Genomic DNA, 26,059 nt, shown 5'->3' on the forward strand with positions numbered 1-26,059 from the left:
GGGACGGCGGCAGACAAATCCGCCGTCCTTTTTCGTTGGTGGAGACCTTCCGATGCGCATGCCCCTGATCCTTGCCGGCGCCGCCCTTGTCGTCGCCACCCCGCTCGTCGCCCAGCAGATGGCGATCCCCGGCACCACCGACGTCAGCCGCGTCACCGGCGGCACCTACAAGACCGATCCCGGCCACACGCTGATCGGCTGGCGCGTGAACCACCTGGGCTTCAACGACTATTTCGGCATCTTCGGCGACGCCGAGGGCACGCTGGTGCTCGACCCCAAGCAGCCGGCGGCCGCCAAGCTCGACATCACCATCCCGGTGAACAAGCTCACCACCGCGAGCGCCGGGCTCACCAAGCACATGATGAGCAAGGACTTCTTCAACGCGGAAACCACGCCCACCGCGCGCTTCACCTCTACCGCGGTGAAGGTGAACGGCACGCGCGCGGCGATCACCGGCAACCTGACGCTGAACGGCGTCACCAAGCCCGTGGTGCTCAACGCCCGCTTCACCGGCGCCGGCGCCAACCCGATGTCGAAGAAGGAGACCATCGGCTTCGAGGCGGACGCGGTCCTCAAGCGTTCCGACTTCAACATGACCTACGGCATCCCCGCCGTGTCGGACGAGGTCGAACTCGACATCACCGTCGCCTTCGAAAAGGCCTGAGCATCCCTGGAGGGGGCGCAGCATCGCGCCCCCTTCCCCCCCTCTCCCGGATCGTTTCGCGCTCGCGTCAAAGCGGCTGGACAAGCCCTCCCCCACGGGCCATGACGGCAGCCGTGATCGCAGCACTGCGCCTTCTTCGACTTATCCGCCCTTAGGGGCGTGTCGCGCGTGCGTGCGTGGCCCCTAAGGGCTGCTTTCTTCCGACCGAACCGCTGAACGACGCCCCGCGGCTGCTTGCGCGCGGGCGACCTGCAAAGAGGCTGCGATGCTGCGCGATCCTTCGACCAAATACCGCCCCTTCCCCCAGGTGGACGTGCCCGACCGGCAGTGGCCGTCGCAGACCATCACCCGCGCGCCGCGCTGGCTGTCGACCGACATGCGCGACGGCAACCAGGCGCTGATCGACCCCATGGATGCGGAAAAGAAGACCCGCTTCTTCGACCTGCTCGTGAAGGTGGGCATCAAGGAGATCGAGGTCGGCTTCCCTTCCGCCGGCGCCACCGAATTCGACTTCATCTCCGGCCTCGTTCGCAACGGCCGCGTGCCCGACGACGTGACCGTCCAGGTGCTGACCCAGTCGCGCCGCGACCTGATCGAGAAGAGCTTCCAGTCGCTGGAGGGCGCGCCCACCGCGATCGTCCACCTCTACAACGCCGTCTCCCCCGCCTGGCGCCGCATCGTGTTCGGCATGAGCCGCGACGAGGTGCGCGAGATCGCAATCACCGGCGCCAAGATCCTGCGCGACGAGGCGGGCAAGCGCCCCGACACCGACTGGCGCTTCGAATATTCGCCGGAAACCTTTTCCACCGCCGAACTCGACTTCTCGGTCGAAGTCTGCGCGGCCGTCATGGACGTGCTGCGCCCCACCCCGGAAAAGCCGCTGATCCTCAACCTGCCGGCGACGGTCGAGGCGGCGAGCCCCAACGTCTATGCCGACCAGATCGAGTGGTTCTGCCGCAACGTGCCGAACCGCGACAGCGTCATCATCAGCCTCCACCCTCACAACGACCGCGGCACCGGCGTCGCCGCCGCCGAGCTCGGCCTGATGGCCGGTGCCGACCGCGTCGAGGGATGCCTGTTCGGCAATGGCGAGCGCACCGGCAACTGCGATCTCGTGACACTCGCCTTGAACATGTACACGCAAGGCGTTGATCCCGGCCTGGATTTTTCCAACATCGACGAGGTCATCAACACCGTCGAATATTGCAACCAGCTGCCTGTCCACCCGCGCCACCCCTATGCCGGCGAGCTGGTGTTCACCGCCTTTTCCGGCAGCCACCAGGACGCGATCAAGAAGGGCTTCGCGGCCCAGGCGCAGCGCAACGACGGCCTGTGGGACGTGCCCTATCTGCCGATCGACCCGGCCGACCTGGGCCGCGACTACGAGGCCGTGATCCGCGTCAACTCGCAGTCGGGCAAGGGTGGCGTCGCCTGGGTGCTGGAGCAGGACAAGGGGCTGAAGCTCCCCAAGCGGATGCAGGCCGACTTCAGCCGCCACGTCCAGCGCGTCGCCGACGAGACCAGCCGCGAACTGAACGCCGCCGACATCTGGGGCGCGTTCGAGGCGGCGTACCTGCCGAGCAGCGGCGACCGGTTCGAGCTGGTCGATTATTCGGAAAGCCATGGTGCCGCCGGCCAGGCTCGGACCTTTGTGGGCCAGCTGCGGCTCGACGGCGAGACGCGGTCGATCTCGGGCAAGGGCAACGGCCTGCTCTCCAGCCTGCTCTCGGCACTGCGCGACGATTGCGGCATCGACCTCGACGTGGTCGACTATAGCGAGCACGCGATCGGCAACGGCTCTGATGCGCAGGCGGCGGCCTATCTCGAATGCACGCTGCCCGACGGCACCCGCGTGTTCGGCGCCGGCATCGACGCCGACGTGGCGACGGCGACGGTTCGCGCGGCGCTCAGCGCCGCCAATCGCGTCGCGGCCTAACCTCCCGCCGCGTCCTGTACCCCGGCGAAGGCCGGGGCCCAGGTGGGAAGGCCTCGCGAGGGCGCGCCAGACCAGCCAGACCACCGCACCTGGGCCCCGGCCTCCGCCGGGGTACGGTTCGGTTCAAGCTTCGGCCCACTCGTGCTCCTGCGCAGGCAGGAGCCCAGGGCCACAGGCGCTCCGCTCCGCAACCCTGGACTCCCGCCTGCGCGGGAGTACGGTCCGGGCCTACCCCAGCCCCATCAGCGCCAGCACTTCCTTGCGGCTGCGGTCGTCGTCGCGGAACACGCCCATCATCCGGCTGGTCGTCATCGTGACCCCCGGCGTACGCACGCCGCGTGCGGTCATGCAGGCATGGCTCGCCTCGATCACCACCGCGACGCCGCGCGGCGCCAGCCGATCCCAGATGCAGTCGGCGACCTGCGCGGTCAGCCGCTCCTGCACCTGCAGCCGACGGGCGAAGCCGTGCAGCACGCGCGCCAGCTTGGAGATGCCCACGACATGGTCCTTGGGCAGATAGGCGATGTGCGCCTTGCCGATGATCGGCGCCATGTGGTGTTCGCAATGCGACTGGAACGGGATGTCGCGCAGCAGCACGATCTCGTCATAGCCGCCCACCTCCTCGAAAGTGCGCGACAGGTGATGCGCCGGATCCTCGCCATAGCCCTGGCAATATTCCTTCCAGGCACGCGCCACCCGCTTGGGCGTATCGAGCAGCCCCTCGCGCTCGGGATCGTCGCCGGCCCAGCGGATCAGCGTGCGGATCGCGTCGGCCACCTCGTCGGGCACGGGCAGCTTGGGCTGCGGCGCGACCAGGTCGCCGTCGACGGTCGCAGGATTGTCGGCTTGCATTCTACTTCCCTTGGCCGGTCATGCCCTCGGCCGGCACAAAGCACCTCGCCGGAGCCACAAAACGTCGCGCCCGGCGCACACCGCGTTGACGTCTCGAAGAAGGCAGCGTTAATTCCTCGTCGCGCAAAAGGGAACCGCGGCCATGGCGGGCCGCGTGGCGCAGGGGGAGGACGGACGCATCGGCACCATGGAGCACGGCAGGCCGGCGAGCGAACCGGGGGGTCTCGCGAGCGATGCGCACGCGCACGTCGCCCGCCACGCGCCGATCCTGCACGATGTCCCGGTGGTGCCGCACCATCTTCACAAGCGACAAGCCTCCCCAAACCGCGCATAAGCAAGGCAACCAGGCGGCGACCCAAGGGTTCGGACCGCAGGATATAAGGAGAACCAGAATGGCCAAGACTTCGACCACGACCGCAAAGACCGGCGCCGCTCGCGGCGGTATCGCCAAGCCCGTCACGCCGTCGGAAGACCTGGCGAAGATCACCGGCAAGGACCCGCTGCCCCGCAGCGAGGTGGTCAGCAAGATGTGGGAATACATCAAGAAGAACGACCTGCAGAACCCGCAGGACAAGCGCGAGATCCTGGCGGACGAGACGCTCGAGAAGCTCTTCGGCAAGAAGAAGGCTTCCATGTTCGAGATGAACAAGCTGCTCAACGCGCACATGAGCTGAGCCTGTCGGAGCCGTCCGGCAATCCGGACGGCTCCGCAGCCATTCCGCCGGCACCAGCTGCCGGCTCCCGTTTCCTCCAGCCGCTGCCTTTCGCCCCTTCGGCGCGGGCTTGCATCCGCGGGATCGCGCCACTAGGTGGCAGCGCAACTCGCAAGGACCCGGTGCAATCCCGGGTGGCTATTCCGGCCGCCGATCCGCCGGACAACAGATCACATGGACCGCGAAGACGCCGCGCAACGTGCGGCGCCATGTGCCTGCCCGTGGTTTTCTGACATGACCAACCCCGTTTCCCGCTTCCGGACCGAATGGTTCACCAGCGCTGCAGAGGCGCGCCGCGACGTGCTCGCCGGCATCGTCGTCGCTCTGGCCCTGATCCCGGAGGCGATCGGCTTCTCGATCATCTCCGGCGTCGATCCGCGCGTCGGCCTCTATGCCTCGGTCGCGATCGCGATCGTGATCTCGTTCCTGGGCGGCCGCCCGGGCATGATCTCGGCCGCCACCGCCGCGGTCGCCGTCGTCGTAACCCCGCTGGTCCGCGACCATGGCGTCGAATATCTGTTCGCCGCCACCATCCTGATGGGGCTGATCCAGATGGTCGCCGGGCTGCTGCGGCTCGATCTGCTCATGCAGTTCGTCTCGCGCTCGGTCATCACCGGCTTCGTCAACGCGCTCGCGATCCTGATCTTCATGGCGCAGCTGCCGCAGTTCGTCGGCGTCACCTGGCATACCTATGCGATGGTCGCAGCCGGCCTCGCCATCATCTACCTGGTACCACGCGTGACCAAGGCGGTACCCTCCCCGCTCGTCGCCATCCTGGTGCTCGCCGCGATCAGCATCGCGCTCGGCCTGCCGGTCCGCACCGTGGGCGACATGGGCAAGCTGCCGGAAGGCCTCCCGAGCTTCGCGCTTCCCAACGTGCCACTCACCTGGGAGACGCTGCGCATCATCCTCCCCTATTCGCTCACCATGGCCGCGGTCGGCCTGCTCGAATCGCTGCTCACCGCGCAGATCGTCGACGACATGACCGACACGGACAGCGACAAGCGGCGCGAGTGCATGGGCCAGGGCGGCGCCAACATCGCAGCCGCACTGGTCGGCGGCATGGGCGGCTGCGCGATGATCGGCCAGTCGGTGATCAACGTCACCTCCGGGGGGCGCAAGCGCCTGTCGACCTTCACCGCTGGCACCTTCCTGCTGTTCCTGCTCGCCGTGCTTGGCCCCATCGTCGGCCGCATCCCCATGCCGGCACTGGTAGCGGTGATGGTGATGGTGTCGATCGGGACCTTCAGCTGGAACTCGCTCCTGAACCTGCGCCGCCACCCGCCCACCTCCTCGGCGGTGATGCTGGTGACGGTCGCGGTGGTCGTCGCCACCCACAACCTCGCCGGCGGCGTGCTGGCGGGGGTGCTGCTGTCGGGCATCTTCTTTGCCGGGAAGGTCCGGCGCATGTTCTCGGTCGAGCGGGAGGCCGGGATCGACGGCACCGCCACCTACCGCGTCCAGGGCGAGATCTTCTTCGCCTCGGTCGATCGCTTCACCCGCGCCTTCCAGGCGGAGGACAGCGCCGCCCGCGTGGTGATCGACGTCTCCGCGGCGCACTTCTGGGATATCTCGGGGGTCGGCGCGCTCGACAAGATCGTCGCCCGCCTGCGCCGCGACGGCCGCGAGGTCGAGGTGATCGGCTACAACCGCGCGAGCGCCGACCTGGTCGACCGCTTCGCCCTCCACGACAAGACCGGCGTCGAACTGGGCGCGGTGCCGCACTGAGGTTCGCGAGGCAGCTCCGAAACCGCGGTCGCAATGTCGGCCGAGCGGCGGCAGCCGCGCGAAATCCGCTCGCCAACGCGCTGCAATCGGGCAATGCTGCCGCGCGGGCGCGCCCATGCATCGCCGGAGGGCTGAACGTGCTGAACCGTACCATCTTGCTCGTTGCCGCTGCCGCAACCCTCGCTGCGCCGGAGGCGCGGGCCGACGAGTTGCAGAACCGCGTCATGGCGGCGATGCGCGCCAGCCGCCCGGATGCATTCCGCTTCCAGCGGACAAGCATCACCGACCGCACCGGTTCGGCCCGCACGACGGTGGTGGAACACTATGATCCCGGCCGCCCGGCCGCGCTTCGCTGGCAGCTCGTCAGCGTGGACGGTCGCGCGCCGACCGCCAAGGAAGCCGAGAAGTCGCGCAAGGCGAAGCGCGGCCCCGACCCCTCCTATGCCGAGCTTGCGAAATGGTTCGGCGCGCCGGCGACCCGAAGCGAGCCGACGCCGGGCTATGTCACCTACCGCTTTGCCCGGCTTCCGGCCGGATCCGTGAAGATCGGCTCCCACGACGCTTCCGCCGACACCCAGGCCGAAGCATGGGTGAACGTCCGGGCCAAGACGCCGTTCGTCGAGCGCGTCCGGTTCACGTCCACCAAGGGTTTCCGGATGATGATGGTCGCATCCGTGAAGAGCATGGATGTGGTCAGCCGCTTCGCGCTGCTGCCGGGCGGCCAGGTCGTGCCGGCTGCTTCCGAAACCACCCTCACCGGATCGCTGCTCGGCAAGTCGGGGCGGATCCACGCCACCGCGAGCTACGCCGCGTTTCAGCCGGTCCGATAGGCTCTCACCCGGCCTAGCGGCTCCCTGGTCTCCACCGGCCGCATCTCCGGCGACAGGCGCGCCAGTGCCTCGCGCTCACTCTGCTCCAGTGCGCCCAGCATCTCCTTCAGCGCCTGCGTCTGCCGGCGCGGCCGCTGGATCCGGTCGTGGACGCGCAGGGCCGACTTCCCCTTCTTGATTGGCGTGGGCGTCGCAGCGCGCGTCGAAGCTGCGGGCCAGTTCGGCCAGGCTGACGCTGCCCAGTCGCGCCAGCAGCAACGCCTCCGCCTCGGCCAGTGCGTCCTCCAGCGCCGCGTTGACGACCTTTTCCACCGCGCAATCCGGGTTCGCATGCTCGTTGCCGATGGCGAAGAGCCGTGGGCCTCCCACCGCGCGATGAACGTCGAGCAGCGACACCTTCTCCAGGTCGGCCGCGATCGCCCAGCCGCCGCCATGGCCCTTGCCGGAACGGACGTAGCCCGCGTCGCGCAGCCCGGCCATCGTTCGGCGGATCACCACCGGGTTGGTCCCCAGCATCCGCGCGATGGTGTCCGACGTCATCGGCCCCGGGTGCCGGGCCATGTGCAGGAGCACGTGGAGCATGCGGGAAAGGCGGCTGTCGCTGGGCATCGGGTCAACCATCGCATGCCCACCGGGATTGGCAAGCGGACACACTCACGATACTTAGTATGTTACGTGATTCGCGAGGAGGTGAAATGCGCAACTTCGAAGACCCGACCCACTGGGATGCGGCCGCCCGCCGCTATGAGAAGACCGCCCATCCGTTCACCCAGGGCTATGCGGAGGCGGCGCTGGCCCGCGTTCCCCTCGCCCGCGAAAGCCGCGTGCTCGATGTCGCCGCCGGGACCGGCGCGCTCGCGCTGGCAGCGGCCCGCACCGGCGCGCAGGTACTGGCGACCGACTTCTCGCCCGCGATGGTCGCGCGCATCGCGGCCGCCGGCCTCCCCAATGTCGACACGCGTGTGATGGATGGTCAGGCGCTCGACCTGCCGGATGCCGCCTTCGACGCCGTGTTCTCGATCTTCGGCGTGATCATGTTTCCGGACTGGCGCCGGGGCCTTGCGGAGATGGCGCGGGTGACGCGCCCCGGCGGCGTCGGCGTGGTCGCGACCTGGCAGGCGCGTGGCGCCGCGACCTTCCTGCTGCTCGGGCAGATCCGCGAGAAGCTGTTTCCGGAGAAAGCCGGCGCGACCATGCCGGAGGGGATGGAGGCGCTCAGCACCCCGCAGCGCCTGGCCCATGAACTCGCGACCGCCGGCTACCGGGACGCGCAGATCGAGGAAGTCACCCGCGACTTTCCGCTGGACCTCGCCGCGCTCGCCGATCCGGACACGCTGTTCGGCATGTCGCCCAACTGGACCAGCCTCGACGCGGCAGAACGGGCGGAGGTGATTGCCGAGGTCCGGCGGAGGGCGAGCGGACGGCCGGTCCTGCCGATCGCGTCCACGGCGCTCGTGGCGGTCGCGCGACGATAATCGCGCGCCCTACTCGATCGCAGGCCGCACGCCCGGCGGCAGGCGCTCCAGCGCCTCGCGCTCGATCTGCTCCAGTTCGCCCAGCGTCTCCTCCAGCGCCTGCTTCTGCCGGCGCAGCCGCTGGATGCGGTCGTGGACGCGCAGGGCCAGCTGGCGCATCTGCTCGTGGTGCTGCGGGTCCGCGTCGTAGAGGTCCAGGAACTCCTTGATCTCGCGAATCGAGAAGCCCAGCCGCTTGCCGCGCAGGATCAGCTGCATCCGCGCCACTTCCCGCCGGGTATAGATGCGCGTGGTGCCGACGCGGCGCGGCTCGATGAGGCCCTGGTCCTCGTAGAAGCGCAGCGTCCGCATCGTGACGCCTAGCTCCGCCGACACCTCCTGGATGCCCGACAGCTGCTCGCCGTCCTCGGGCTCCGCAGGGTGATCCGCCTGGCGCAGGGATGCCGCGCGCCTCATGCGGTCGCGCCCGCCTGCTCGGCCTTGGCGCGTTCCTCGGCGACCAGTTCCTTCTTGGAAAGCTTGCCGATCAGCGTCTTGGGGAGGGCGTCTCGGATTTCGAGCTCGCGCGGCATCTCGATCTTGCTGATCCGCCCGCGCAGGAACTCGCAGAGCGCCTCGACGCTCGCCTCATGGCCCGGCCGCAAGGTTACGAACGCCTTGGGTGCCTGGCCGCGATACCGATCGGGCAGGCCGATCACCACCGCTTCGGCCACTGCCGGATGTTCATACAGGGCCTCCTCGATGACGCGCGGATAGACGTTGTAGCCGCCGCACAGCAGCATGTCCTTTATCCGGTCGACCAGGAAGAGATAGCCGTCCTCGTCGAAATAGCCGACGTCGCCCGTGCGCAGCGCCCCGTCGATGAAGCACTCCTCGGTCGCGTCCGGCCGCTTCCAATAGCCCATCATCACCTGCGGCCCGCGCACGCACACCTCGCCGCGCTCGCCCTGCGGCATCAGCTTGCTGGGGTCGATCAGGTCGCGGATCTCCAGCACGGTGCCCGGGAACGCCGGCCCCGTGCTGTTGCTCTTCACCACGCCGCCGTTGAGCGGGTTGCAGGCGATGATCGGCGAGGCCTCGGACAGGCCATAGCCCTCCACCACGCGGCAGCCGGTGCGCTCCTCGAACGCCTGGCGCACCTCCAGCGGCAGGGGCGCGCCGCCCGAGATGCAGGTATGGCAGAAATCGAGCCGCGGCACCCGGCTCTCGTCCAGCTGGTTCACCGCATTGTAGATGGTGGGCACCGCGAAGATCTGGGTCGGGCGCGTCCGCTTCAGGGTGCTGAGGAACTGGTCCATCTCGAAGCGCGGCAACAGGATCATCTCGGCCGCGGTCTCGACCGAATAGTTGAGCACCGTCGTCAGCGCGAAGACGTGGAACAGCGGCAGCACGCCCAGCGTGCGCTCCTGCTGGTCTGGCGGGCGGCCGACGTGGAGCACCATCTGCTGGCTGTTGGCCGTCAGGTTCGCGTGGCTGAGCATCGCGCCCTTGGGCTCGCCGGTGGTGCCGCCAGTATATTGGAGCACCGCCAGATCGCTCGGCGACTGCGCGACCGGATCGGGCGCGGCGCGGTTCGACACCAGCCGGCTCCAGCGGAGGTGCCGGGGATCTTGGCCGATGCGCGCAAGTTCGCGGCGCTTGAACAGGCGCAAGCCGATCGACTTGGCCCAGGGCAGCACGTCGGCGAGCGAAGCTGCCACCACATGGCGCACCTCGGTCCCCGCGCAGGCGGCGAGCAGCTTGTCGTGGATCGCGACCAAGTCGGGCACGATCACCACCTCGGCGCCGGAGTCGACCAGCAGGTGGTGCAGTTCCCGCTCCACGTAGAGCGGGTTCATCGCCACCACCACTCCGCCGATCTTCAGCACCGCGAAATAGGCGATCACATAATAGGGCGTGTTCGGCAGGCAGAGGCCGACGCGCGTGCCGGGACGGACGCCCAGGTCCTGCAGACCGCGGGCAGCGCGCTCCACCTGCTCGCCGATCTCGGCATAGGTCCAGGTGCGGCCCAGGAAATCGATGGCGGTGCGCTGCGGATATTGCGACGTCGCTCGCGCCAGCAGGCTCGGTATCAGCCGGGGCTCGATCTTCGCCGGCACCGCGCCGGCGGGGGCGCGCTCGGTCACGGGCGTCGCCGCGCTCATCGGGCGTGCTCCAGCATCCAATGGGGCTGCGTCAAACTGCACATGCGGCCTTTGCCTCCTCTCCGGCGCCGCCTGCTCTCGTTCCGTCGGACTCGCTTTCACGCGGGCTCTCGACATGTCGGCGCCTGTTCCTACCTTAAACAGAAATCGGTTGACGTATAGGGAAATCTCGCACCATTAGGAACGAAAGGTGCCGTTAGGATGCCCAAAGCCTCGGAGAGGATTGAGATGAAGAGCGTCGTGATCGCGGGCTATGCCCGTTCCCCCTTTCATCCCGCGCACAAGGGTGCGCTTGCCCGGGTTCGCCCGGACGACTTGGCCGCCCAGGTGATTCGCGGCCTGATCGACCGCACGGGCGTCGACCCGAAGGATATCGAGGACCTGATCGTCGGCTGCGCCTTTCCGGAAGGCGAGCAGGGCATGAACGTCGCGCGCCTCGTCGGCCTGCTCGGCGACCTGCCGCTGTCGGTCGGCGGCATGACCGTGAACCGCTTCTGCGGATCCTCGATGAGCTCGATCCACATCGCCATGGGCCAGATCCAGATCGGCGCGGGTGAGGTGTTCATCTGCGCGGGCGTCGAATCGATGAGCCGCGTGCCGATGATGGGCTACAACCCCCTTCCCAACCCTGCGCTCGCAGAGAAGATGCCGGGCGCCTACATGGGCATGGGCGAGACCGCCGAGCGCGTCGCCACCAAGTACCAGATCACCCGCGAGACCCAGGAAGCCTTTGCGGTCGATAGCCAGAAGAAGGCTGCCGCAGCGCAGGCCGGCGGTCGCCTCAATGACGAGATCGTGCCGATCCAGACCAAGAACGGCGTCGTGAGCGAAGACGGCACCGTCCGTCCGGACACGACCGCAGAAGGCCTGGCCGGCCTGAAGCCGGCGTTCGACAAGGAGGGCTCGGTCACCGCCGGCACCTCCTCGCCGCTCACCGACGGCGCCGCCGCCGTGCTCGTCACCAGCGAGGATTATGCGCGCGCGCACGGCCTGCCGATCCTCGCCCGTCTGAAGACGGTCGGCATCTCCGGCCTGGAGCCCGAAGTCATGGGCCTCGGCCCCATCGGTGCCTCGCGCAAGGCGCTGGAGCGCGGCAACGTCGACGCGAACGCGCTCGACGTCATCGAGATCAACGAGGCCTTCGCCAGCCAGGCGCTCGCCTGCATCCACGACCTCGGCCTCGACACTGCCAAGGTGAACATCGACGGCGGGGCGATCGCGATCGGCCACCCGCTCGGCGCCACCGGCGCACGCATCGTCGGCAAGGCCGCGTCGCTGCTGAAGCGTGAGGGCGGCAAGTATGCGCTCGCCACCCAGTGCATCGGCGGCGGCCAGGGCATCGCGACCCTGCTGGAGGCAGCCGAATGAGCGAGCCCATTCGTAAGGTCTGCGTGATCGGCGCCGGCACCATGGGTGCCGGCATCGCCGCCCAGGTCGCCAACGCCGGCGTGCCGGTGCTGCTGCTCGACATCGTCCGCGACGAGGCGAACCGCAATGCGGTGGCCGAGGGCGCGGTCGCCAAGCTGCTCAAGACCGACCCTGCCCCCTTCATGTCGAAGCGTGCGGCCAAGCTGGTCGAGACCGGCAACATCGACGACCATCTTGACCGCATCGCCGAGTGCGACTGGGTGATCGAGGCGATCGTCGAGCGGCTCGACCTCAAGCAGAGCCTCTATGCCAGGATTGAGGCGGTGAAGCGCCCCGGCACCGCGGTGTCGTCCAACACCTCGACCATCCCGCTCGGCCAGCTGGTCGACGGGCGCTCGGAGCAGTTCCGCCGCGACTTCCTGGTCACCCACTTCTTCAATCCGCCGCGCTACATGCGGCTGATCGAGGTGGTGGCGGGCCCCGCCAGCGACCCCGAACTGGTGGCGCGCGTGTCGGACTTCGCCGATCGCAGCCTCGGCAAGACGGTGGTTCCCGCGCACGACACACCGGGCTTCATCGCCAACCGCGTTGGCACCTATTGGCTGGCGGTCGCGATCAACGCGGCGATGGACCAGGGCCTCACCGTCGAGGAAGCCGACCAGATCGGCGGCAAGCCGATGGGCGTGCCCAAGACCGGCATCTTCGGCCTGATCGACCTGGTCGGCGTCGACCTGATGCCACTGCTGTCCAAGAGCCTGACGGCCACGCTGCCGCAGGGCGACCCCTATTTCGACACCGTGCGCCCGCTGCCGCTGGTCGATCGCATGATCGCGGAAGGCTATACCGGTCGCAAGGGCAAGGGCGGCTTCTACCGCCTCGACCGTTCGAACGGCGGCAAGGTCAAGCAGTCGATCGACCTCAAGACCGGCGAGTATCACGACAGCCGCAAGCCCGCGTCGCTGCCCTCGGGCGCCGACCGGGACCTGGGCAAGCTGCTCGCCGCCAAGGGCAAGGTCGGCGACTATGCCTGGACGGTGCTCAGCCATGTGCTCAGCTACGCTGCCATGCTGGTGCCGGAAGCGGCCGACGACATCGTCGCGATCGATGACGCGATGAAGCTCGGCTACAACTGGAAGTTCGGCCCGTTCGAACTGGTGGATCGCATCGGTGCGGCCAAGCTGGTCGAGCGCCTGAAGGCCGAGAACCGCCCGGTCCCGGCACTGCTGGAGCAGGTCGGAAGCGGCAGCTTCTATCGGATCGAAGGGGGCAAGCGCCAGTATTTCGGCCTCGACGGCGCATACCACGACATCGTCCGCCCCGAAGGCGTGCTGATGCTCGAGGACGTCAAGCGCGCCGGCGAACCGCTCGCCAAGACCGGCTCGGCAGCACTGTGGGACGTGGGTGACGGCGTCGCCTGCATCGAGTTCACCGGCAAGATGAACGCCCTCGACGGCGAGGTCATGAAGCTGATCCAGCAGGCGATCCCGATCGTCAAGGATCGCTTCAAGGCGCTGGTGATCTACAACGACGGCAGCCATTTCTCGGCCGGTGCCAACCTGGGCCTCGCGCTCTTCGCGCTCAACATCGCCGCCTATGGCGAGGTGCAGACGCTGGTCGTGGCCGGGCAGCAGGCGTTGAAGGCGCTGAAATACGCCCCCTTCCCCGTCGTCGCCGCGCCTGCGGGCATGGCGCTGGGCGGCGGCTGCGAGATCGTGCTCCACGCCGATGCGGTCCAGGCCCATGCCGAGACCTATATCGGCCTGGTCGAGACCGGCGTCGGCCTGATCCCGGGCTGGGGCGGCAATGGCGAGATGATTGACCGCTGGCAGCAGTCGGGCCAGCTTCCCAAGGGCCCGATGCCCGCCGTGGCCAAGGTGTTCGAGACGGTCAGCACCGCGATCGTGTCGAAGTCGGCGGCCGAGGCCAAGGAACTGATGTTCCTGCGTGCCAAGGACGGCATCACCATGAACCGCAGCCGGCTGCTCGCCGACGCCAAGGCAAAGGCGCTGTCGCTGGTCGACGGTTACACCCCGCCGGCCCCGCCCGAGTTCAAGCTGCCCGGCGCCAGCGGCCGCCTGGCGCTACGCATGGCGGCCGAGGGCTTCCACAAGCGCGGCATCGCCACCGACTACGACCTGGTCGTGTCGGACAGCCTCGCGGAAGTGCTCACCGGCGGCGAGGCCGACCTGGTCGACACGGTCAAGGAAGCGGACCTCCTCAAGCTGGAGGTCAAGGGCTTCATGACCCGCGTCCACGATAGCCGCACGGTCGCCCGCGTCGAGCAGATGCTCGAAACCGGCAAGCCGCTGCGCAACTGATTTTGCCGCCGGGCGCCTGGCGCCCGGCCGGAAAGGAGATCGACATGCAAGTCTACGAAGCCCCGCTGCGCGACATGCGCTTCGTGCTGCACGAACTGCACGGCGACGACGGGTTCGGCGATCTCGCCGCCCACGCCGAATTCACCCCCGACCTGCTCGACGCGGTGCTCGAGGAAGCCGCTCGCATGGCGCAGGAAATCCTGCTGCCGCTGAACGCGCCTGGCGACATCGAGGGCTGCCGTATCGAAAACGGCATCGTCCGCACCCCCGCCGGGTTCAAGGCGGCCTATGACCAGTTCCGCGAAGCCGGCTGGGCAGCACTTGCCTCCGCGCCCGAGTGGGGCGGCCAGGGCCTGCCGGAATCGATCAACAAGCTGGTCGAGGAGATGATCTGCGCGACCAACGTGTCGTTCAGCCTCTATCCGGGCCTCACCCACGGCGCGACCACCGCGATCGAGGGCCATGCCTCCGACGATCTGAAGCAGGCCTATCTGCCCAAGATGGTCTCGGGCGAATGGTCCGGCACCATGTGCCTGACGGAATCGCATTGCGGCACCGACCTGGGCCTCCTGCGTACCCGCGCGGTGCCGCAGGAGGATGGCAGCTACCGCGTCACCGGATCCAAGATCTTCATCTCGGCCGGCGACCACGACCTGACCGACAACGTCATCCACCTGGTGCTCGCCCGCATGCCGGACGCGCCTCCGGGCGTGAAGGGCATCAGCCTGTTCCTGGTGCCCAAGTACCTGCCCAACGCCGACGGCTCGGTCGGCAACGCCAATGGCGTCACTGTCGCCGGCATCGAACACAAGATGGGCATGAAGGCGTCGGCCACCTGCCAGATGAACTTCGACGACTCCGTGGGCTGGCTCGTCGGTGAGCCGCACAAGGGCATGGCCGCGATGTTCACGATGATGAACACCGAGCGCGTGTCGGTCGGCGTCCAGGGCCTGGGCATCGGCGCGGCCGCCTATCAAAGCGCCGTCGCCTATGCCAAGGAGCGCCTGCAGGGCCGTGCGCTGGGCGGTGCCAAGCGCCCCGACCTCCCCGCCGATCCGATCATCGTCCACCCGGACGTCCGCCGCATGCTGATGACGGCGCGTGTCTATACGGAAGGGTGCCGCGCGCTCGGCGCCTGGGTAAGCCGCGCGCTCGATGCCGAAAAGGCCTCAGCCGATCCGGAAGTGCGCGCCCGCGCCACCGACTTCATCGCACTGATGACGCCGGTCGTGAAGGCGCTGTTCACCGACCTCGGCTATGAGTCGGCGAACCTCGCGGTGCAGACCTATGGTGGCCACGGCTACATCCGCGAACATGGCGTCGAGCAGTATGTCCGCGACGCCCGCATCGCGATGATCTACGAAGGCACCAACGGCATCCAGGCGCTCGACCTCGTCGGTCGCAAGATGCCGGCCCGCATGGGTCGCAACCTGCGCGCCTTCTTCCACCCGGTGTCGAACTTCCTCGACGCACATGAAGGGGAAGAGGCGATCAAGCCGATGGCGCAGGGCCTGCGCCAGGCATTCGGCGCGCTCCAGCTCGCCACCGGCATGATCGCACAGCGCGGCATGAAGGATCCGGAAGAGGCCGGTGCGGCCGCAACCGACTATCTGCGCCTGCTGGGGCTGGTCGGCATGGGATACTGCTTCCTGAAGAGCGCCCGCATCGCCCAGCAGCGGCTGGCCGAGGGCACCGACGAGGCGGGCTTCTACAAGGCGAAGCTGGCCACCGCCGGCTTCTTCTTCGACCGCATCCTGCCGCAGGCGACTGCCGCCTTCCTGGCGATCAAGTCCGGCAAGCGCTCGACGATGGCGCTTGCCGAGGACGCCTTCTGAAGCCGGGGCTGACGCGATGATGCCCCCCGCCTGGGAACACCGGCTCGCGATACCCGCGATCGTCGCGCCGATGTTCCTGATCTCCGGCCCGGCACTGGTCACCGCCTGCTGCCGGGCGGGCCTGGTCGGCACCTTCCCCGCGCTCAACCAGCGCACCACGGAAGGGTTCGTCGCCTGGCTCGAGGAGATCGAGGCCGCACTCGACGCCGACAGCGCGCCCTATGGCGTCAACCTGATCGTCCATCGCAGCAACACGCGGCTGATGGACGATCTGGCGGCGATCGTTCGCCACCGCGTACCGCTGGTCATCACGTCGCTGGGCCTCGTGCCCGAAGTGATCGACGCGGTGCACGGCTATGGCGGGCTCGTCTTCCACGACGTGATCTCGACCCGTCACGCGCAAAAGGCGGTGGCGGCGGGCGTCGACGGGCTGATCGCGGTGGCGGCAGGCGCCGGCGGCCACGCCGGCACGCTCAGCCCCTTCGCGCTGGTGGCGGAGATCCGCCGCTTCTTCGACGGGCCGCTGGCGCTTGCCGGCGCCCTGTCGGAGGGGCGCCACATCGCCGCCGCCCGGATGCTGGGTGCCGACTTCGGCTATCTCGGCAGCCACTTCATCGCCTCGGAAGAAAGCCTCGCCAGCGCGGAGCAAAAGGCGATGATGGTCGGTTCTTGTGCCGCAGACGTCGTCCATACCGCTGCCGTCACCGGCGTCGGCGCGAATTTCCTGCGTCCCAGCCTGGAGGCCAATGGCTGGCAGCCGGGCGAGACGCCGACCCTCGACCTCGCCGAAGAGGCGCGGGCGTGGAAAACCATCTGGTCTGCCGGACAGGGCGTGGGCGCCGTCGACGCCATCCGCCCGGCGGCCGCCATCTGCACGGATCTGATCGCGGGCTATGCCCGTGCTTGGGAGAGAGAAGCATGAAGCTGTTGGTGCCGGTCAAGCGGGTGCTTGACTATAATGTGAAGCCGCGGGTGAAGGCGGACGGGTCGGGCGTCGATCTCGCCAACGTCAAGATGAGCATGAACCCGTTCGACGAGATCGCCGTCGAAGAGGCGATCCGCCTCAAGGAAAAGGGCGTCGCGACCGAGGTCGTGGTGGTCTCGATCGGCGAGCCCAAGGCGCAGGACACGCTGCGCACCGCGCTTGCGATGGGCGCCGACCGCGCCATCCTCATCACCGCGGACGTGCGTCCCGAGCCGCTCGGCGTCGCCAAGCTCCTCGCCAAGGTGGTCGAGGAAGAGCAGCCGCAGCTCGTGATTCTCGGCAAGCAGGCGATCGACGACGACAACAACCAGACCGGCCAGATGCTCGCCGCCCTGCTCGGCTGGGGCCAGGGCACGTTCGCGTCCAAGGTCGAGGTCGAGGGCGACACCGCCAACGTGACGCGCGAAGTCGACGGCGGCCTGGAGACGGTGGCGCTGCCGCTGCCCGCGATCGTCACCACCGACCTGCGCCTGAACGAGCCGCGCTATGCGTCGCTGCCTAACATCATGAAGGCGAAATCGAAGCCCTTGGCGCAGAAGACGCCGACCGATTACGGCGTCGACCTCACCCCGCGCATCACGATCCTCAAGGTCGAGGAACCCGCCAAGCGCGCCGCCGGCATCAAGGTCGACAGCGTCGACGCGCTGGTCGACAAGATCAAGAGCCTGGGAGTGATCGCATGAGCGTGCTGGTACTGGTCGAACAGCTCGACGGCCGCGTGAAGGACGCGACGCTCGCCACCCTCACCGCCGCCGCCAAGCTCGGGGACGTGGTTGCGCTGGTCGCCGGCAGCGGCGACGCCGCCACCCAGGCCGCCGACGCCGTGTCGAAGGTCGCGGGCGTGTCGAAGGTGCTGCTGGCCAACGATCCGGCCTATGCGAACATGCTGGCCGAGAATGTCGCCGCGCTGGTCGTGCCGCTGATGGCCGACCACGACGCCTTCCTCGCCAACGCCACCTCGATCGGCAAGAACGTCGCGCCGCGTGTCGCAGCCCTGCTCGACGTCATGCAGATCAGCGACATTGTCGCGGTCGAGAGCGCCGACACGTTCGTTCGCCCGATTTATGCCGGCAATGCGGTTGCGACCGTGCAGTCGAGCGACGCCAAGAAGGTCATCACCGTGCGCGCCACCGGCTTCGAAAAGGCCGCGACCGAAGGCGGCAACGCCTCGGTCGAACCCGTCACCGCGCCGGGCGACCAGGGCAAGTCCCGCTTCGTCGGTGCCGAGACCCAGGAGTCCGCCCGTCCCGAACTCACCAGCGCCGCGGTGATCGTCTCCGGCGGCCGTGCGCTCGGTTCGGAAGAGCAGTTCCACGCCCTCATCGAGCCGCTCGCCGACAAGCTCGGTGCCGCGATCGGCGCCAGCCGCGCGGCGGTCGACGCGGGCTTCGCCCCCAACGACTATCAGGTCGGCCAGACCGGCAAGATCGTCGCGCCGGACGTCTACGTCGCGGTCGGCATCTCGGGCGCCATCCAGCACCTGGCGGGCATGAAGGACTCCAAGACCATCATCGCCATCAACAAGGACGAGGACGCCCCCATCTTCCAGGTCGCCGACGTCGGCCTGGTCGGCGACCTCTTCCAGATCGTGCCCGAACTCACCGAGAAGCTGTAAGCCATAGGGGCGGGAGCAATCCCGCCCCTTCCTTTTACGCGGGCCGGCGGACACGGAACGCCCGCCCCACACCCGCCCTGTACCCCGGCGAAGGCCGGGGCCCAGCTACGGTGCCGCCACGATAGCGCGCCCCATCCGCCACACCCCAACTGGACCCCGGCCTTCGCCGGGGTACCCGGGGTGAACGGCGTCCGGCTGTCCACGGGATGACACCCTCCTCACCCTCCGCGCCCGCGGCGCCCGTCTTCGCGGGAGCACGCGCCTACAAGGGAGGGCATATCAATCTTCGGCGGCCCTCGCTGGGGCTCCCAGCAAGCGAGAAGCTTCCGTTATTGGAAGTCCGCTTTCGGTGGGGACGTAGATGACGTTGGCATCTTTCGCATCGATCGCCTGGATCTGCAGGTAACGCAGATATCCCTCGGGGCCTCCCAGGCTGTCCTGCAGGATACGGTTCGCTCGTGCAGCGCCCTCGGCGCGCAGGACTTCGGCGTCGGCAAGAAGCCTTGCACTTTCCAGCTTGGCGCGCGCCTCAAGGACGGCAACCTGCCTAGTGGATTGCGCCTCGGCCAACATGGCTCGACCCGCGGCTTCTTGCGAATAGACTTTGTACGCAGGCCAGCCAGCTAACCAGCCGGCGAACACCACGAACAATAGTAGAGTGGCACAACCACCCAGTTTCACGCCATCCTGATTCAAAAACGCCCCCTTTTTCGATGGTTCTTCTCAACGGGTGAATTGGAATTCATCCTGAGGAATGGTTTAGCGGGCCCAGGCGCCCCACGACAACGGCATTTCGCTGCCTCAAGCGGCCGCCTTCGACTTGCGCATGAAACGCTTCGGGCAATGTCGCGACTGACTGGGCGCGCGGACTCGAGCCCCCATTGATCCGGCCCATCCCCACCGCTATCTCCCCCATGCGGCGACCACGTTCCCGCCCCACTATGGGTATCAAGACCGGGACGGCCCGGCACCTCAGTCTTCTGGAGGTTGCCTTGGCTTGGATCGTTCTCATCATCGCGGGTCTGTTCGAGGTCGTTTGGGCCTCCGCAATGAAGCAGTCGCACGGCTTCACCCGCCTGTGGCCCAGCGTCGTCACCATCTCCGGCATGCTGGTGAGCTTCGGCCTGCTCTCCTGGTCCATGAAGTCGCTGCCGCTCGGCACCGCCTATACGGTGTGGACCGGGATCGGCGCGGTTGGCGCCTTTGCGATCGGCATCCTGGTGCTGGGCGAATCCGCCAGCCCCATGCGCCTGGTCGCGGCCTTGCTGATCGTCAGCGGCCTTGCGTTGATGAAGCTCGCCGGAAGCTGACCGGCCCGCGCGGCTGTCCTACATCGGCGCCAGCTGCTTCACTGGCGCCATGGCCGCTTTCGCCCCTTCTCCCGCGTCCAGACGGACTAGCCGGCGCCGCTGCGGCGTGTCGTCTTGGCCTAACCTTAGACTAACTTTCCGATCCGCAGCGCCTGGCCCGCGCGACGTGTGTGGCATTCCTGCACGAACCGCATGTCGCATGCGAAGAACCCCTGTTACGAGGGTTGACAGCCGGCGCGGGTACCGTAGCCTGCACGCAACTTCCGCATTCGTCAGCCACCGGCACCAATAGTCCGGGGGCGCTGGCGAAGGCGGGACACGACTTGCCATCACAGGCGAGCGGTAAGGAGAGGAACGATGATGCTGACGATGTTGCTCGCAGCGGCGGTCGCTGCCGCACCCCAGCCGCAGGACGCAGCCCTCGGCCGCTGGAAGGCCGAAACCAAGAACGGAATTGTCGAGATCAGCCGCTGCGGAGAATCGATCTGCGGCCGCCTGATCAGTTCCGATCACCTGCGCACCGATCCCACGCTCAAGGACGTCAAGAACAGCAATCCGGCGCTTCGCAGCCGGCCGCTCAAGGGGATGCAGATCCTGGGCGGGTTCAAGTCCAACGGCAAGGAATGGGTCGACGGCATGATCTACAATGCCGACGACGGCAAGACCTACAGCGCCAAGGTGACCCCGGTCGGCGCCAACCAGCTCAAGGTCCGCGGCTGCGTCTTCGTCCCGCTCTGCAAGACGCAGACCTGGACCCGCGTCCGCTAACTTCGCTTCAGATCAACCGTCAGGAAAGAGCCAAATGTCCCCTCGTATCAAGTTGTCGCTGCTCGCCGCTGCTCCGCTGTGGCTGGTCGCCTCCAGCGGCGTCGCCCATGCCCAGGCCTTTTACCTCCAGGAACAGTCGGCACGCGCCGCCGGCCGTGCTTTCTCGGGTGAAGTCGCCGACACCGGCCCGCAGTCGCTGTGGTGGAACCCGGCTGCCATCGCCGAGATGGACAGCGCCGAAGCCTCGATCGCGATCTCCGCGATCCTGCCGCGTGGCAAGGTGGTCGACGACGGCACGGTGATCGTGCGCCCGGGCCAGCCGCCGGCGCCGATCGGCGGCCAGTCGGTGTCCAAGAACCCGATCAACAACGGTTTCCTCCCCTCGGGCGCGGTCGCCATGCCGCTCAACGAGCGCGTGTCGATCGGCCTGGCGGTGACCTCGCCGTACAGCTTCACCACCAACTATGATTCGGACAGCTGGGCCCGCTACAGCGCCGACAAGACCCGCCTGCGCACGATCGACATCCAGCCGTCGATCGGCGTCGCCGTCACCGACTGGCTGCGCGTCGGCGCGGCGCTGAACGTCGAATACACCGATGCGGAACTCGGCAACGCGCTCCCGAACCTGTCGGCCGCGCTGCCGGACGGCAAGCAGGTGCTGAGCGGCGACGGCTGGGACTTCGGCTGGACCGCCGGCGTGCAGATGCACAACGACTGGGCGACCGTCGGCATCAGCTACAAGTCGGCGATCGAGCACACGCTGAAGGGCAGCCTGGAAGTAAGCGGCCTCGTCGGCCCGCTCGCCGGCCAGAACCGCACGCTCGACGGGGTGAAGGCGAAGTTCAAGACGCCCGCGCAGATCATCGTCGGCGGCCGTTTCCGCACCACCGATGCACTGACGCTCAACGTCCAGGGCATTCGCTACACCTGGGCGGACTTCGACGCGATCCGCCTCGGCTCCCCGATCAACTCGGCGATCCCGGAGAACTACCGCAACACCTGGAGCCTGGCCGGCGGCTTCGACTATGCCGCGACCCCGGACCTGACGCTGCGTGCCGGTGTCCAGCGCACGCTGACCCCGACCCGCGACGGCGAACGCGACGCGCGCGTGCCGGATTCGAACCGCTGGAACTTCGGTGCCGGCGGCTCCTACAACATCAGCCCCAGCTTCACGATCGACGCAGGCGCCAACTATGTGGCGTTCAAGGACGAGACGATCGACCGCATCACCGCGGCGTACGCCGGCACGCCGGTGCAGACGCCGGTTGTGACGGACGGACGGCTGGAAGACGCCTATGCGCTGATCTTCACCCTCGGCGGCCGCGTCCGCTTCTAACCACGCCGGGCGCGCGCCGTCCCCACCAGGGCGGCGCGCGCCTGTCGATTCGAAGAGCTGCTGGTGCCCTACAGGGGACAAAGATGGGCACTCAAATCATTGGCAAATTTCGGTCAAACGCGGCTGATCATGCGCCCGGTTTTCGGAATACCGGCTGTTCAGATGCTGGACTGACAAAGCTGACTTCGTGACACCGGCCCTACACGCATGCCTTGTGTGAGAATTTCTGAGTAGTGCCGTCAATGCGGTTCACCCAGAAACATTTGGTGCCGAAGTCTGCGCTGCGAACGCTGAAATCCTTGATGCCGGGGCCGATCCTCTGCACGGCGTCAGGGTGAAGCGCGAGCGCGGAGCTCAGGATCACCGCGTCGGCCGCGCTTACGCGATCCCCGATGTCGTATTTGCCCAGCATGGCATTCAGGAACGCGCGTGCTTCGGTCTGCGTATTGAAATGCAAATCACCATAGCTGACCGGCTTTTTCTTCCCCATCAGACCTCCCCTTTATACTGGCTGCGGACCAGTCATTGCGGCGCCGCCGCTCGGCAGCAAGCGCTCGCGCAATTCGCGCAACATCACGACCGGCAGCTCCATCGTGTCGAGTTCGTCCGCACGCTCGGTAATCCATTGCAGCGCCTGATCGCGATCGAGGTCGTCGCGGGCGATCTTCTCGAACAGTTCAACCGCCGTCATGCGGGACAATCCCAGTTCCATGAGCGATATCAGAGTGCGCGAGGACACGCCGAACTCGAGCTGCGTCCCGATGTCGAGATCGGCATCGATGAGGTCTTGGCGACCGATCTCGACGTAGTAAAGGTGAAGGATGTCCACATAGGCCGAGAAATACTTCGGCGCCCGGAACCGCGCGATCTGCTCCACGAGCATCATCGTCTCCCGGATGATATCCGGCAGCTTGTATGCCTTCCCAACTTCTTCGTGCCAAGCGATGTTGCGGCGGATGATCTCCGCAAGCGACTTGCCCTTCAGCCACTGAAAAACGATCAACGCTAGCAGCTTCGCGCGAGCGTCAGGCTCGAAGGCCGGAAACAGGCTCGCGTTGATGCGGCGCATGATGGTGACGAAGCGGTCATAGCTGTCGTCGCTGGCAACCTCGGCCGGTAGCAGGTTATCGGGCTCGCCCTTATACGCCCGGAACGTCTCAAGGAGGCGCTGCATGCCGATTGGACTCACGCCCGAGTGCCGCGTCGCCAAATCCGAACCGATCTCGATCTTCGCGGCGATCCTCGAAAGCGTCTGGTCCAGATTCTTTATGAAGGCGGCATCATGCCGCTTCGCCAGTTCGGCATCTGCAATGGAGCCGAGACGCATGTAGGTGGTCAGTAGATACGCGCCCACCTGCTCGAAATCGCCATCCCCGTCGACGTCCCTTGGAGCGCCCACGGCTCTCTCCTCTAGGTAGCCTAGCAACTCGCCGCCAGCATCGAGTACCGCGTCGCTTTCGCGCCGGATCGGATAGCGCGACCGGACCGGAACGCCGTGCGGCCAAGCGCTCCCGTCATGCGGGTCGACGCAGATGATGTTTCCCTGAAACTCGTCGCCCCAGCGTCCCGCCCGGCCGGCGAGGTTCCAGAAGTCGTGCGGCTCCATTGGGTTGCCCTTCCCCTTTCGGGGGCCACGCACCACAATGGTGCGGCAGGACAGGTTCACCCCTTCAACGAGCGTCGAGGTGCAGACGAGGAAGCGGATCTTACCCGAGCGGAACAGCCGCTCGATTTCGAGGCGAAGCAGGGAAGGCATGTTCCCGAAGTGGAAAGCAATTCCTCGCTCGACGAATTTGGCGAGACGGAAGCCGGGATGAACGCCCTTTCGGGCCAGTTCCGCAAGGGCAGCCAGCTCCGGATCGACCGCGCCCGGATCATGGTCGGGCTGAAGCTGGCTTATGAAATCCGCGATGTTCTCCGATTCTCCCGCACCATTAGCATAGACCAGCGTTCCTCCCCGGTCGCCGGTGGCGGCCGCTGCGATGAACGCCAGACGCTTGGGTATGCTGCTGGGCGAACTCGCGAGTTGGAGCGTGCCTATGTCCACCTCCTCACCGCCTTGTCTCGCGACGAGGTTCCAGAGCTTCGGCTTGCCCTTGGACTGCTTGGCCAAGATGACGTTCTGGAGCACAGTTGGCGCATCGCTGTCGACTGCTTGGGTCGTGGCGCCCGGAGGGGCATCGGCCAAGAGTTCTCCGGGGTTCTGCGTCGACGGGCTGATGAAAACCAAGCTCATCTTGGGATTGAGGCGGACCGCCCGCTCGACTGCATCCTGAAGGATCACGCCTCGCCCATCGTCACCGATCTTATGGGCCTCGTCCACGATCATCAGATCGATTAGGAAGTCCGCGCCGAGCACATTGGCAAGGAGGTGCATGCGTTCCTGCGTGAGCACCAGGATGAGGCGAGCGCCCCCGGCCCTTGCGTCGTCGAACTTGGTCCGAAGCGGGAGAGAGGAAACCACCACCCCTTTTACCGCCTTCAGGTATTGTTCGAGACTTGACTCGATCTCTGTCACGAGCGCTCGCGTGGGTGCGAGATATACCGCGACCTTCGCTTCGCCGGCGGTGATCTGATCCACCAGCCATTGCAGAACCAGGAACGTCTTTCCTGAAGCGGTCGGAGCGGAGGCCGAGAGCCAGTCCGCGCTCGACGCCCCCGTCCAGAACCGCTGCTGAAACTCGTTCACCTCAAGCCATCGCCCCGACGTCTCGACGAGTACCGACCTGTCCATCTCGCGCCGCTGGGTTTCGAGCCGAAGCGAAACACCGAGGCGTCCATCGAGGTCGTCCGCAACGAGGCCACGGCCAATAGCCAACGTAACGGCGCGAAAATTCGACAGCTGCCCGAGGAGCATGGCACCGGCGTCGCGGACCTTCTCGTCCTTCACGAGCACAACCGCCCCAACCGCGATCCTCAGGCCCGCCTCCTGATTCGCGCGCATATCGGAGCGGGCGAGGATGCTGCCGGCGAGGATGAGCCGATGCCAATCGAGCTTATCGGCGGTGTTGGCCTCGGGGTCGTCGACCAAATTGGACAGTTCGGATCTCACCGTCAGCTTGGTGAGCGTCGCGATCTCGTCGCCGACGCCTTCTGCCATGAGCCAGGACTGGAGGCCCGAAAGCGTCATCCCTCAAGCCCCATCACCTTCAGGAACACCTCGCGAAATTCCTCGGATGACGGAAGCGGCACGCAGAAGAACTCTATCTCGAGGCTTTCGAGCTTGTTCTTGGTGACCCCCTTCCCGACGCGCATCACCCAATCGGTCAGAGCGGCCTTCGAGGCTGCCGCGATGTCGTCGGCGACGCCCGTTGCTCCTTTAATGGGATAGAAGGGCACACCGAAACCCACCAAGGCCACACCGCAGTAGCGTACGCGTTTGGACATAGGGGAGGAGCGGTCGAAATACTTCCGGAGCGCCGCTGTCAAATTCTCGTTGGTCAGGTCCGCCCTGTCGCTCAGGAGAAGCAGATCGCGCTCTCGCTCTGCGCCCTCGTGCTCTTCTTCGATGAGGTATGGAGCGAGAGAATCGAGACATGCGGTGATAGCTTCTGCCGCTGTCGCATAGACCTTCGATTCACCCCAGTAGAGCTTGAGCACTCCATCGTCCGTAATGCCGGCGTACACACCGTCAGCGCCATGGTAGTGCATCTTCTCGTCAGTCTTCAGATCCATCTTGCAAAGGATCTGGGGAAACTTGAGGAATCGCTCAGCGAGAAGATACAGGAGCATCTCGCCACCTTCGCCGGTTTTCGCCAGATCGGTGAAAGAGCGCTTGGCGCGCTCGACGAGTTCAGCGACGGCCTCGGTGCTATTGAACTTGGCGTCTCGCGCCTTCGCCTCGGCGATCTTCGCCTTTGGCAAGGCGTAGCTGGTCGCAGCGTTGCGCATGAATTCAGTCAACCGGTGCAGCTGGATCCGGCCGTTCCCATCAAGCGCTAAGCAGTGACAGTGAACCTTGACCAGTTGGCCTTCGACCGCAACGTCGCGCTCTATAAGCGTCAGGTGAACGTCGAGCGCCTCCGGGTCACCGCTGAGGGCAGCCTCCAGATCAGTCGCGGTTATCGTCGACAGACAGCTTCCCCCCATGGAAATTCCACCGTGCTAAACAGGGACCGCTGAGATATCGCTGTCAAGCTATCTCAGAGAAGTGGCGTAACAGCCCTATGCAACAAATCGAAT

At 66.8% G+C, this 26,059-nt stretch carries 24 protein-coding genes and 1 other annotated feature; of the genes, 16 read left to right on the plus strand and 8 right to left on the minus strand.

Annotation, left to right across the window (positions count from 1 at the left end):
* Positions 1–52 precede the first annotated feature (52 nt).
* Together EDF69_RS12790 and leuA are read left to right on the plus strand one after the other, a co-directional pair.
* Entirely contained in the window at positions 53–664 is a 612-nt protein-coding gene (locus tag EDF69_RS12790; protein WP_339538453.1) for a YceI family protein, read from the plus strand.
* Positions 665–929: 265 nt separating this feature from the next.
* Positions 930–2,600 carry a 2-isopropylmalate synthase gene (gene leuA / locus EDF69_RS12795; protein WP_132884135.1) on the plus strand — a complete coding sequence of 557 codons (1,671 nt, stop codon included), beginning with the start codon at positions 930–932 and terminating at the stop codon, positions 2,598–2,600.
* Positions 2,601–2,828: 228 nt separating this feature from the next.
* Here leuA and folE read toward each other — a convergent pair whose 3' ends face one another.
* Positions 2,829–3,452, minus strand: coding sequence for a GTP cyclohydrolase I FolE (gene folE, locus EDF69_RS12800; protein WP_132884136.1), 624 nt, complete (start codon positions 3,450–3,452; stop codon positions 2,829–2,831).
* Positions 3,453–3,594: 142 nt separating this feature from the next.
* Here folE and EDF69_RS12805 point away from each other — a divergent pair, with 142 nt between their 5' ends.
* The 4 genes from EDF69_RS12805 (at position 3,595) to EDF69_RS12820 (ending at position 6,723) form a co-directional block, all read left to right on the plus strand.
* Positions 3,595–3,786, plus strand: coding sequence for a hypothetical protein (locus EDF69_RS12805; protein WP_132884137.1), 192 nt, complete (start codon positions 3,595–3,597; stop codon positions 3,784–3,786).
* Positions 3,787–3,844: 58 nt separating this feature from the next.
* A complete protein-coding gene (locus tag EDF69_RS12810; RefSeq protein WP_125962299.1) occupies positions 3,845–4,126 on the plus strand; it encodes an SWIB/MDM2 domain-containing protein in 282 nt (93 codons plus the stop codon).
* A 151-nt stretch (positions 4,127–4,277) separates the two neighbouring features.
* Positions 4,278–4,333: a sequence feature (sul1 is cis-regulatory element that is thought to sense ions involved in sulfur or methionine metabolism; They are found in Alphaproteobacteria), on the plus strand.
* A 66-nt stretch (positions 4,334–4,399) separates the two neighbouring features.
* Complete coding sequence (locus EDF69_RS12815) at positions 4,400–5,893, plus strand: SulP family inorganic anion transporter (RefSeq protein ID WP_132884138.1); 1,494 nt, start codon at positions 4,400–4,402, stop codon at positions 5,891–5,893.
* Between the two features lie 137 nt (positions 5,894–6,030).
* Entirely contained in the window at positions 6,031–6,723 is a 693-nt protein-coding gene (locus EDF69_RS12820) for a hypothetical protein (protein WP_339538457.1), read from the plus strand.
* Positions 6,724–6,798: 75 nt separating this feature from the next.
* On the opposite strand, the gene EDF69_RS12825 is transcribed toward EDF69_RS12820, so the two are convergent.
* Positions 6,799–7,332, minus strand: a complete 534-nt coding sequence (locus tag EDF69_RS12825; protein ID WP_132884139.1) for an Rrf2 family transcriptional regulator — start codon at positions 7,330–7,332, stop codon at positions 6,799–6,801.
* Between the two features lie 86 nt (positions 7,333–7,418).
* Here EDF69_RS12825 and EDF69_RS12830 point away from each other — a divergent pair, with 86 nt between their 5' ends.
* Positions 7,419–8,198 (plus strand): class I SAM-dependent methyltransferase, encoded by a 780-nt coding sequence (locus EDF69_RS12830; RefSeq protein WP_132884140.1) that lies wholly within the window; start codon positions 7,419–7,421, stop codon positions 8,196–8,198.
* A 9-nt stretch (positions 8,199–8,207) separates the two neighbouring features.
* Here EDF69_RS12830 and EDF69_RS12835 read toward each other — a convergent pair whose 3' ends face one another.
* Both EDF69_RS12835 and EDF69_RS12840 read right to left on the minus strand, forming a co-directional pair.
* Positions 8,208–8,654: a MerR family transcriptional regulator gene (locus EDF69_RS12835; RefSeq protein ID WP_132884141.1), complete on the minus strand. Its 447-nt coding sequence runs from the start codon at positions 8,652–8,654 to the stop codon at positions 8,208–8,210.
* Positions 8,651–10,342 carry a long-chain-fatty-acid--CoA ligase gene (locus EDF69_RS12840; RefSeq protein WP_132884142.1) on the minus strand — a complete coding sequence of 564 codons (1,692 nt, stop codon included), beginning with the start codon at positions 10,340–10,342 and terminating at the stop codon, positions 8,651–8,653. The genes EDF69_RS12835 and EDF69_RS12840 overlap by 4 nt, the downstream gene beginning before the upstream one ends.
* A gap of 228 nt (positions 10,343–10,570) precedes the next feature.
* On the opposite strand from EDF69_RS12840, the gene EDF69_RS12845 reads away from it, so the two are divergent.
* The 6 genes from EDF69_RS12845 to EDF69_RS12870 are packed head-to-tail and all read left to right on the plus strand — an operon-like array spanning position 10,571 to position 18,463.
* Entirely contained in the window at positions 10,571–11,710 is a 1,140-nt protein-coding gene (locus EDF69_RS12845) for a thiolase family protein (protein WP_125962295.1), read from the plus strand.
* Positions 11,707–14,028 carry a 3-hydroxyacyl-CoA dehydrogenase/enoyl-CoA hydratase family protein gene (locus EDF69_RS12850; RefSeq protein ID WP_132884143.1) on the plus strand — a complete coding sequence of 774 codons (2,322 nt, stop codon included), beginning with the start codon at positions 11,707–11,709 and terminating at the stop codon, positions 14,026–14,028. Before EDF69_RS12845 ends, EDF69_RS12850 begins: the two co-directional genes overlap by 4 nt.
* A gap of 44 nt (positions 14,029–14,072) precedes the next feature.
* On the plus strand, positions 14,073–15,863 hold the full coding sequence (locus EDF69_RS12855) for an acyl-CoA dehydrogenase C-terminal domain-containing protein (RefSeq protein WP_132884144.1): 1,791 nt from the start codon (positions 14,073–14,075) through the stop codon (positions 15,861–15,863).
* Between the two features lie 16 nt (positions 15,864–15,879).
* Positions 15,880–16,785, plus strand: coding sequence for an NAD(P)H-dependent flavin oxidoreductase (locus EDF69_RS12860; RefSeq protein ID WP_239555471.1), 906 nt, complete (start codon positions 15,880–15,882; stop codon positions 16,783–16,785).
* A complete protein-coding gene (locus EDF69_RS12865) occupies positions 16,782–17,531 on the plus strand; it encodes an electron transfer flavoprotein subunit beta/FixA family protein (RefSeq protein WP_204991293.1) in 750 nt (249 codons plus the stop codon). The genes EDF69_RS12860 and EDF69_RS12865 overlap by 4 nt, the downstream gene beginning before the upstream one ends.
* The gene (locus tag EDF69_RS12870) at positions 17,528–18,463 is read left to right on the plus strand and encodes an electron transfer flavoprotein subunit alpha/FixB family protein (RefSeq protein ID WP_132884581.1); all 936 of its coding nucleotides are present in this window, start codon (positions 17,528–17,530) and stop codon (positions 18,461–18,463) included. The genes EDF69_RS12865 and EDF69_RS12870 overlap by 4 nt, the downstream gene beginning before the upstream one ends.
* Positions 18,464–18,742: 279 nt before the next feature.
* Here EDF69_RS12870 and EDF69_RS12875 read toward each other — a convergent pair whose 3' ends face one another.
* Complete coding sequence (locus EDF69_RS12875) at positions 18,743–19,159, minus strand: membrane protease subunit (RefSeq protein ID WP_125960928.1); 417 nt, start codon at positions 19,157–19,159, stop codon at positions 18,743–18,745.
* Positions 19,160–19,455: 296 nt separating this feature from the next.
* Between EDF69_RS12875 and sugE the strand changes: the two genes are divergently transcribed.
* The 3 genes from sugE to EDF69_RS12890 all read left to right on the plus strand — a co-directional run bounded on the left by sugE (position 19,456) and on the right by EDF69_RS12890 (position 21,877).
* A complete protein-coding gene (gene sugE, locus EDF69_RS12880; protein ID WP_132884580.1) occupies positions 19,456–19,773 on the plus strand; it encodes a quaternary ammonium compound efflux SMR transporter SugE in 318 nt (105 codons plus the stop codon).
* Between the two features lie 360 nt (positions 19,774–20,133).
* Positions 20,134–20,541, plus strand: coding sequence for a DUF2147 domain-containing protein (locus tag EDF69_RS12885; RefSeq protein ID WP_132884582.1), 408 nt, complete (start codon positions 20,134–20,136; stop codon positions 20,539–20,541).
* A 34-nt stretch (positions 20,542–20,575) separates the two neighbouring features.
* A complete protein-coding gene (locus EDF69_RS12890; RefSeq protein WP_132884579.1) occupies positions 20,576–21,877 on the plus strand; it encodes an OmpP1/FadL family transporter in 1,302 nt (433 codons plus the stop codon).
* A 199-nt stretch (positions 21,878–22,076) separates the two neighbouring features.
* Here EDF69_RS12890 and EDF69_RS12895 read toward each other — a convergent pair whose 3' ends face one another.
* Genes EDF69_RS12895 through EDF69_RS12905 form a run of 3 tightly spaced genes read right to left on the minus strand, consistent with a single transcriptional unit; the run spans position 22,077 to position 25,966 of the window.
* On the minus strand, positions 22,077–22,367 hold the full coding sequence (locus tag EDF69_RS12895) for a DCL family protein (protein ID WP_132884578.1): 291 nt from the start codon (positions 22,365–22,367) through the stop codon (positions 22,077–22,079).
* Between the two features lie 12 nt (positions 22,368–22,379).
* On the minus strand, positions 22,380–24,977 hold the full coding sequence (locus EDF69_RS12900; protein WP_204991381.1) for a DEAD/DEAH box helicase: 2,598 nt from the start codon (positions 24,975–24,977) through the stop codon (positions 22,380–22,382).
* 26 nt (positions 24,978–25,003) lie between these two features.
* Entirely contained in the window at positions 25,004–25,966 is a 963-nt protein-coding gene (locus tag EDF69_RS12905; protein ID WP_132884576.1) for a HamA C-terminal domain-containing protein, read from the minus strand.
* Positions 25,967–26,059: the final 93 nt, after the last annotated feature.

Source organism: Sphingomonas sp. JUb134 (assembly GCF_004341505.2).
Classification (GTDB): domain Bacteria; phylum Pseudomonadota; class Alphaproteobacteria; order Sphingomonadales; family Sphingomonadaceae; genus Sphingomonas.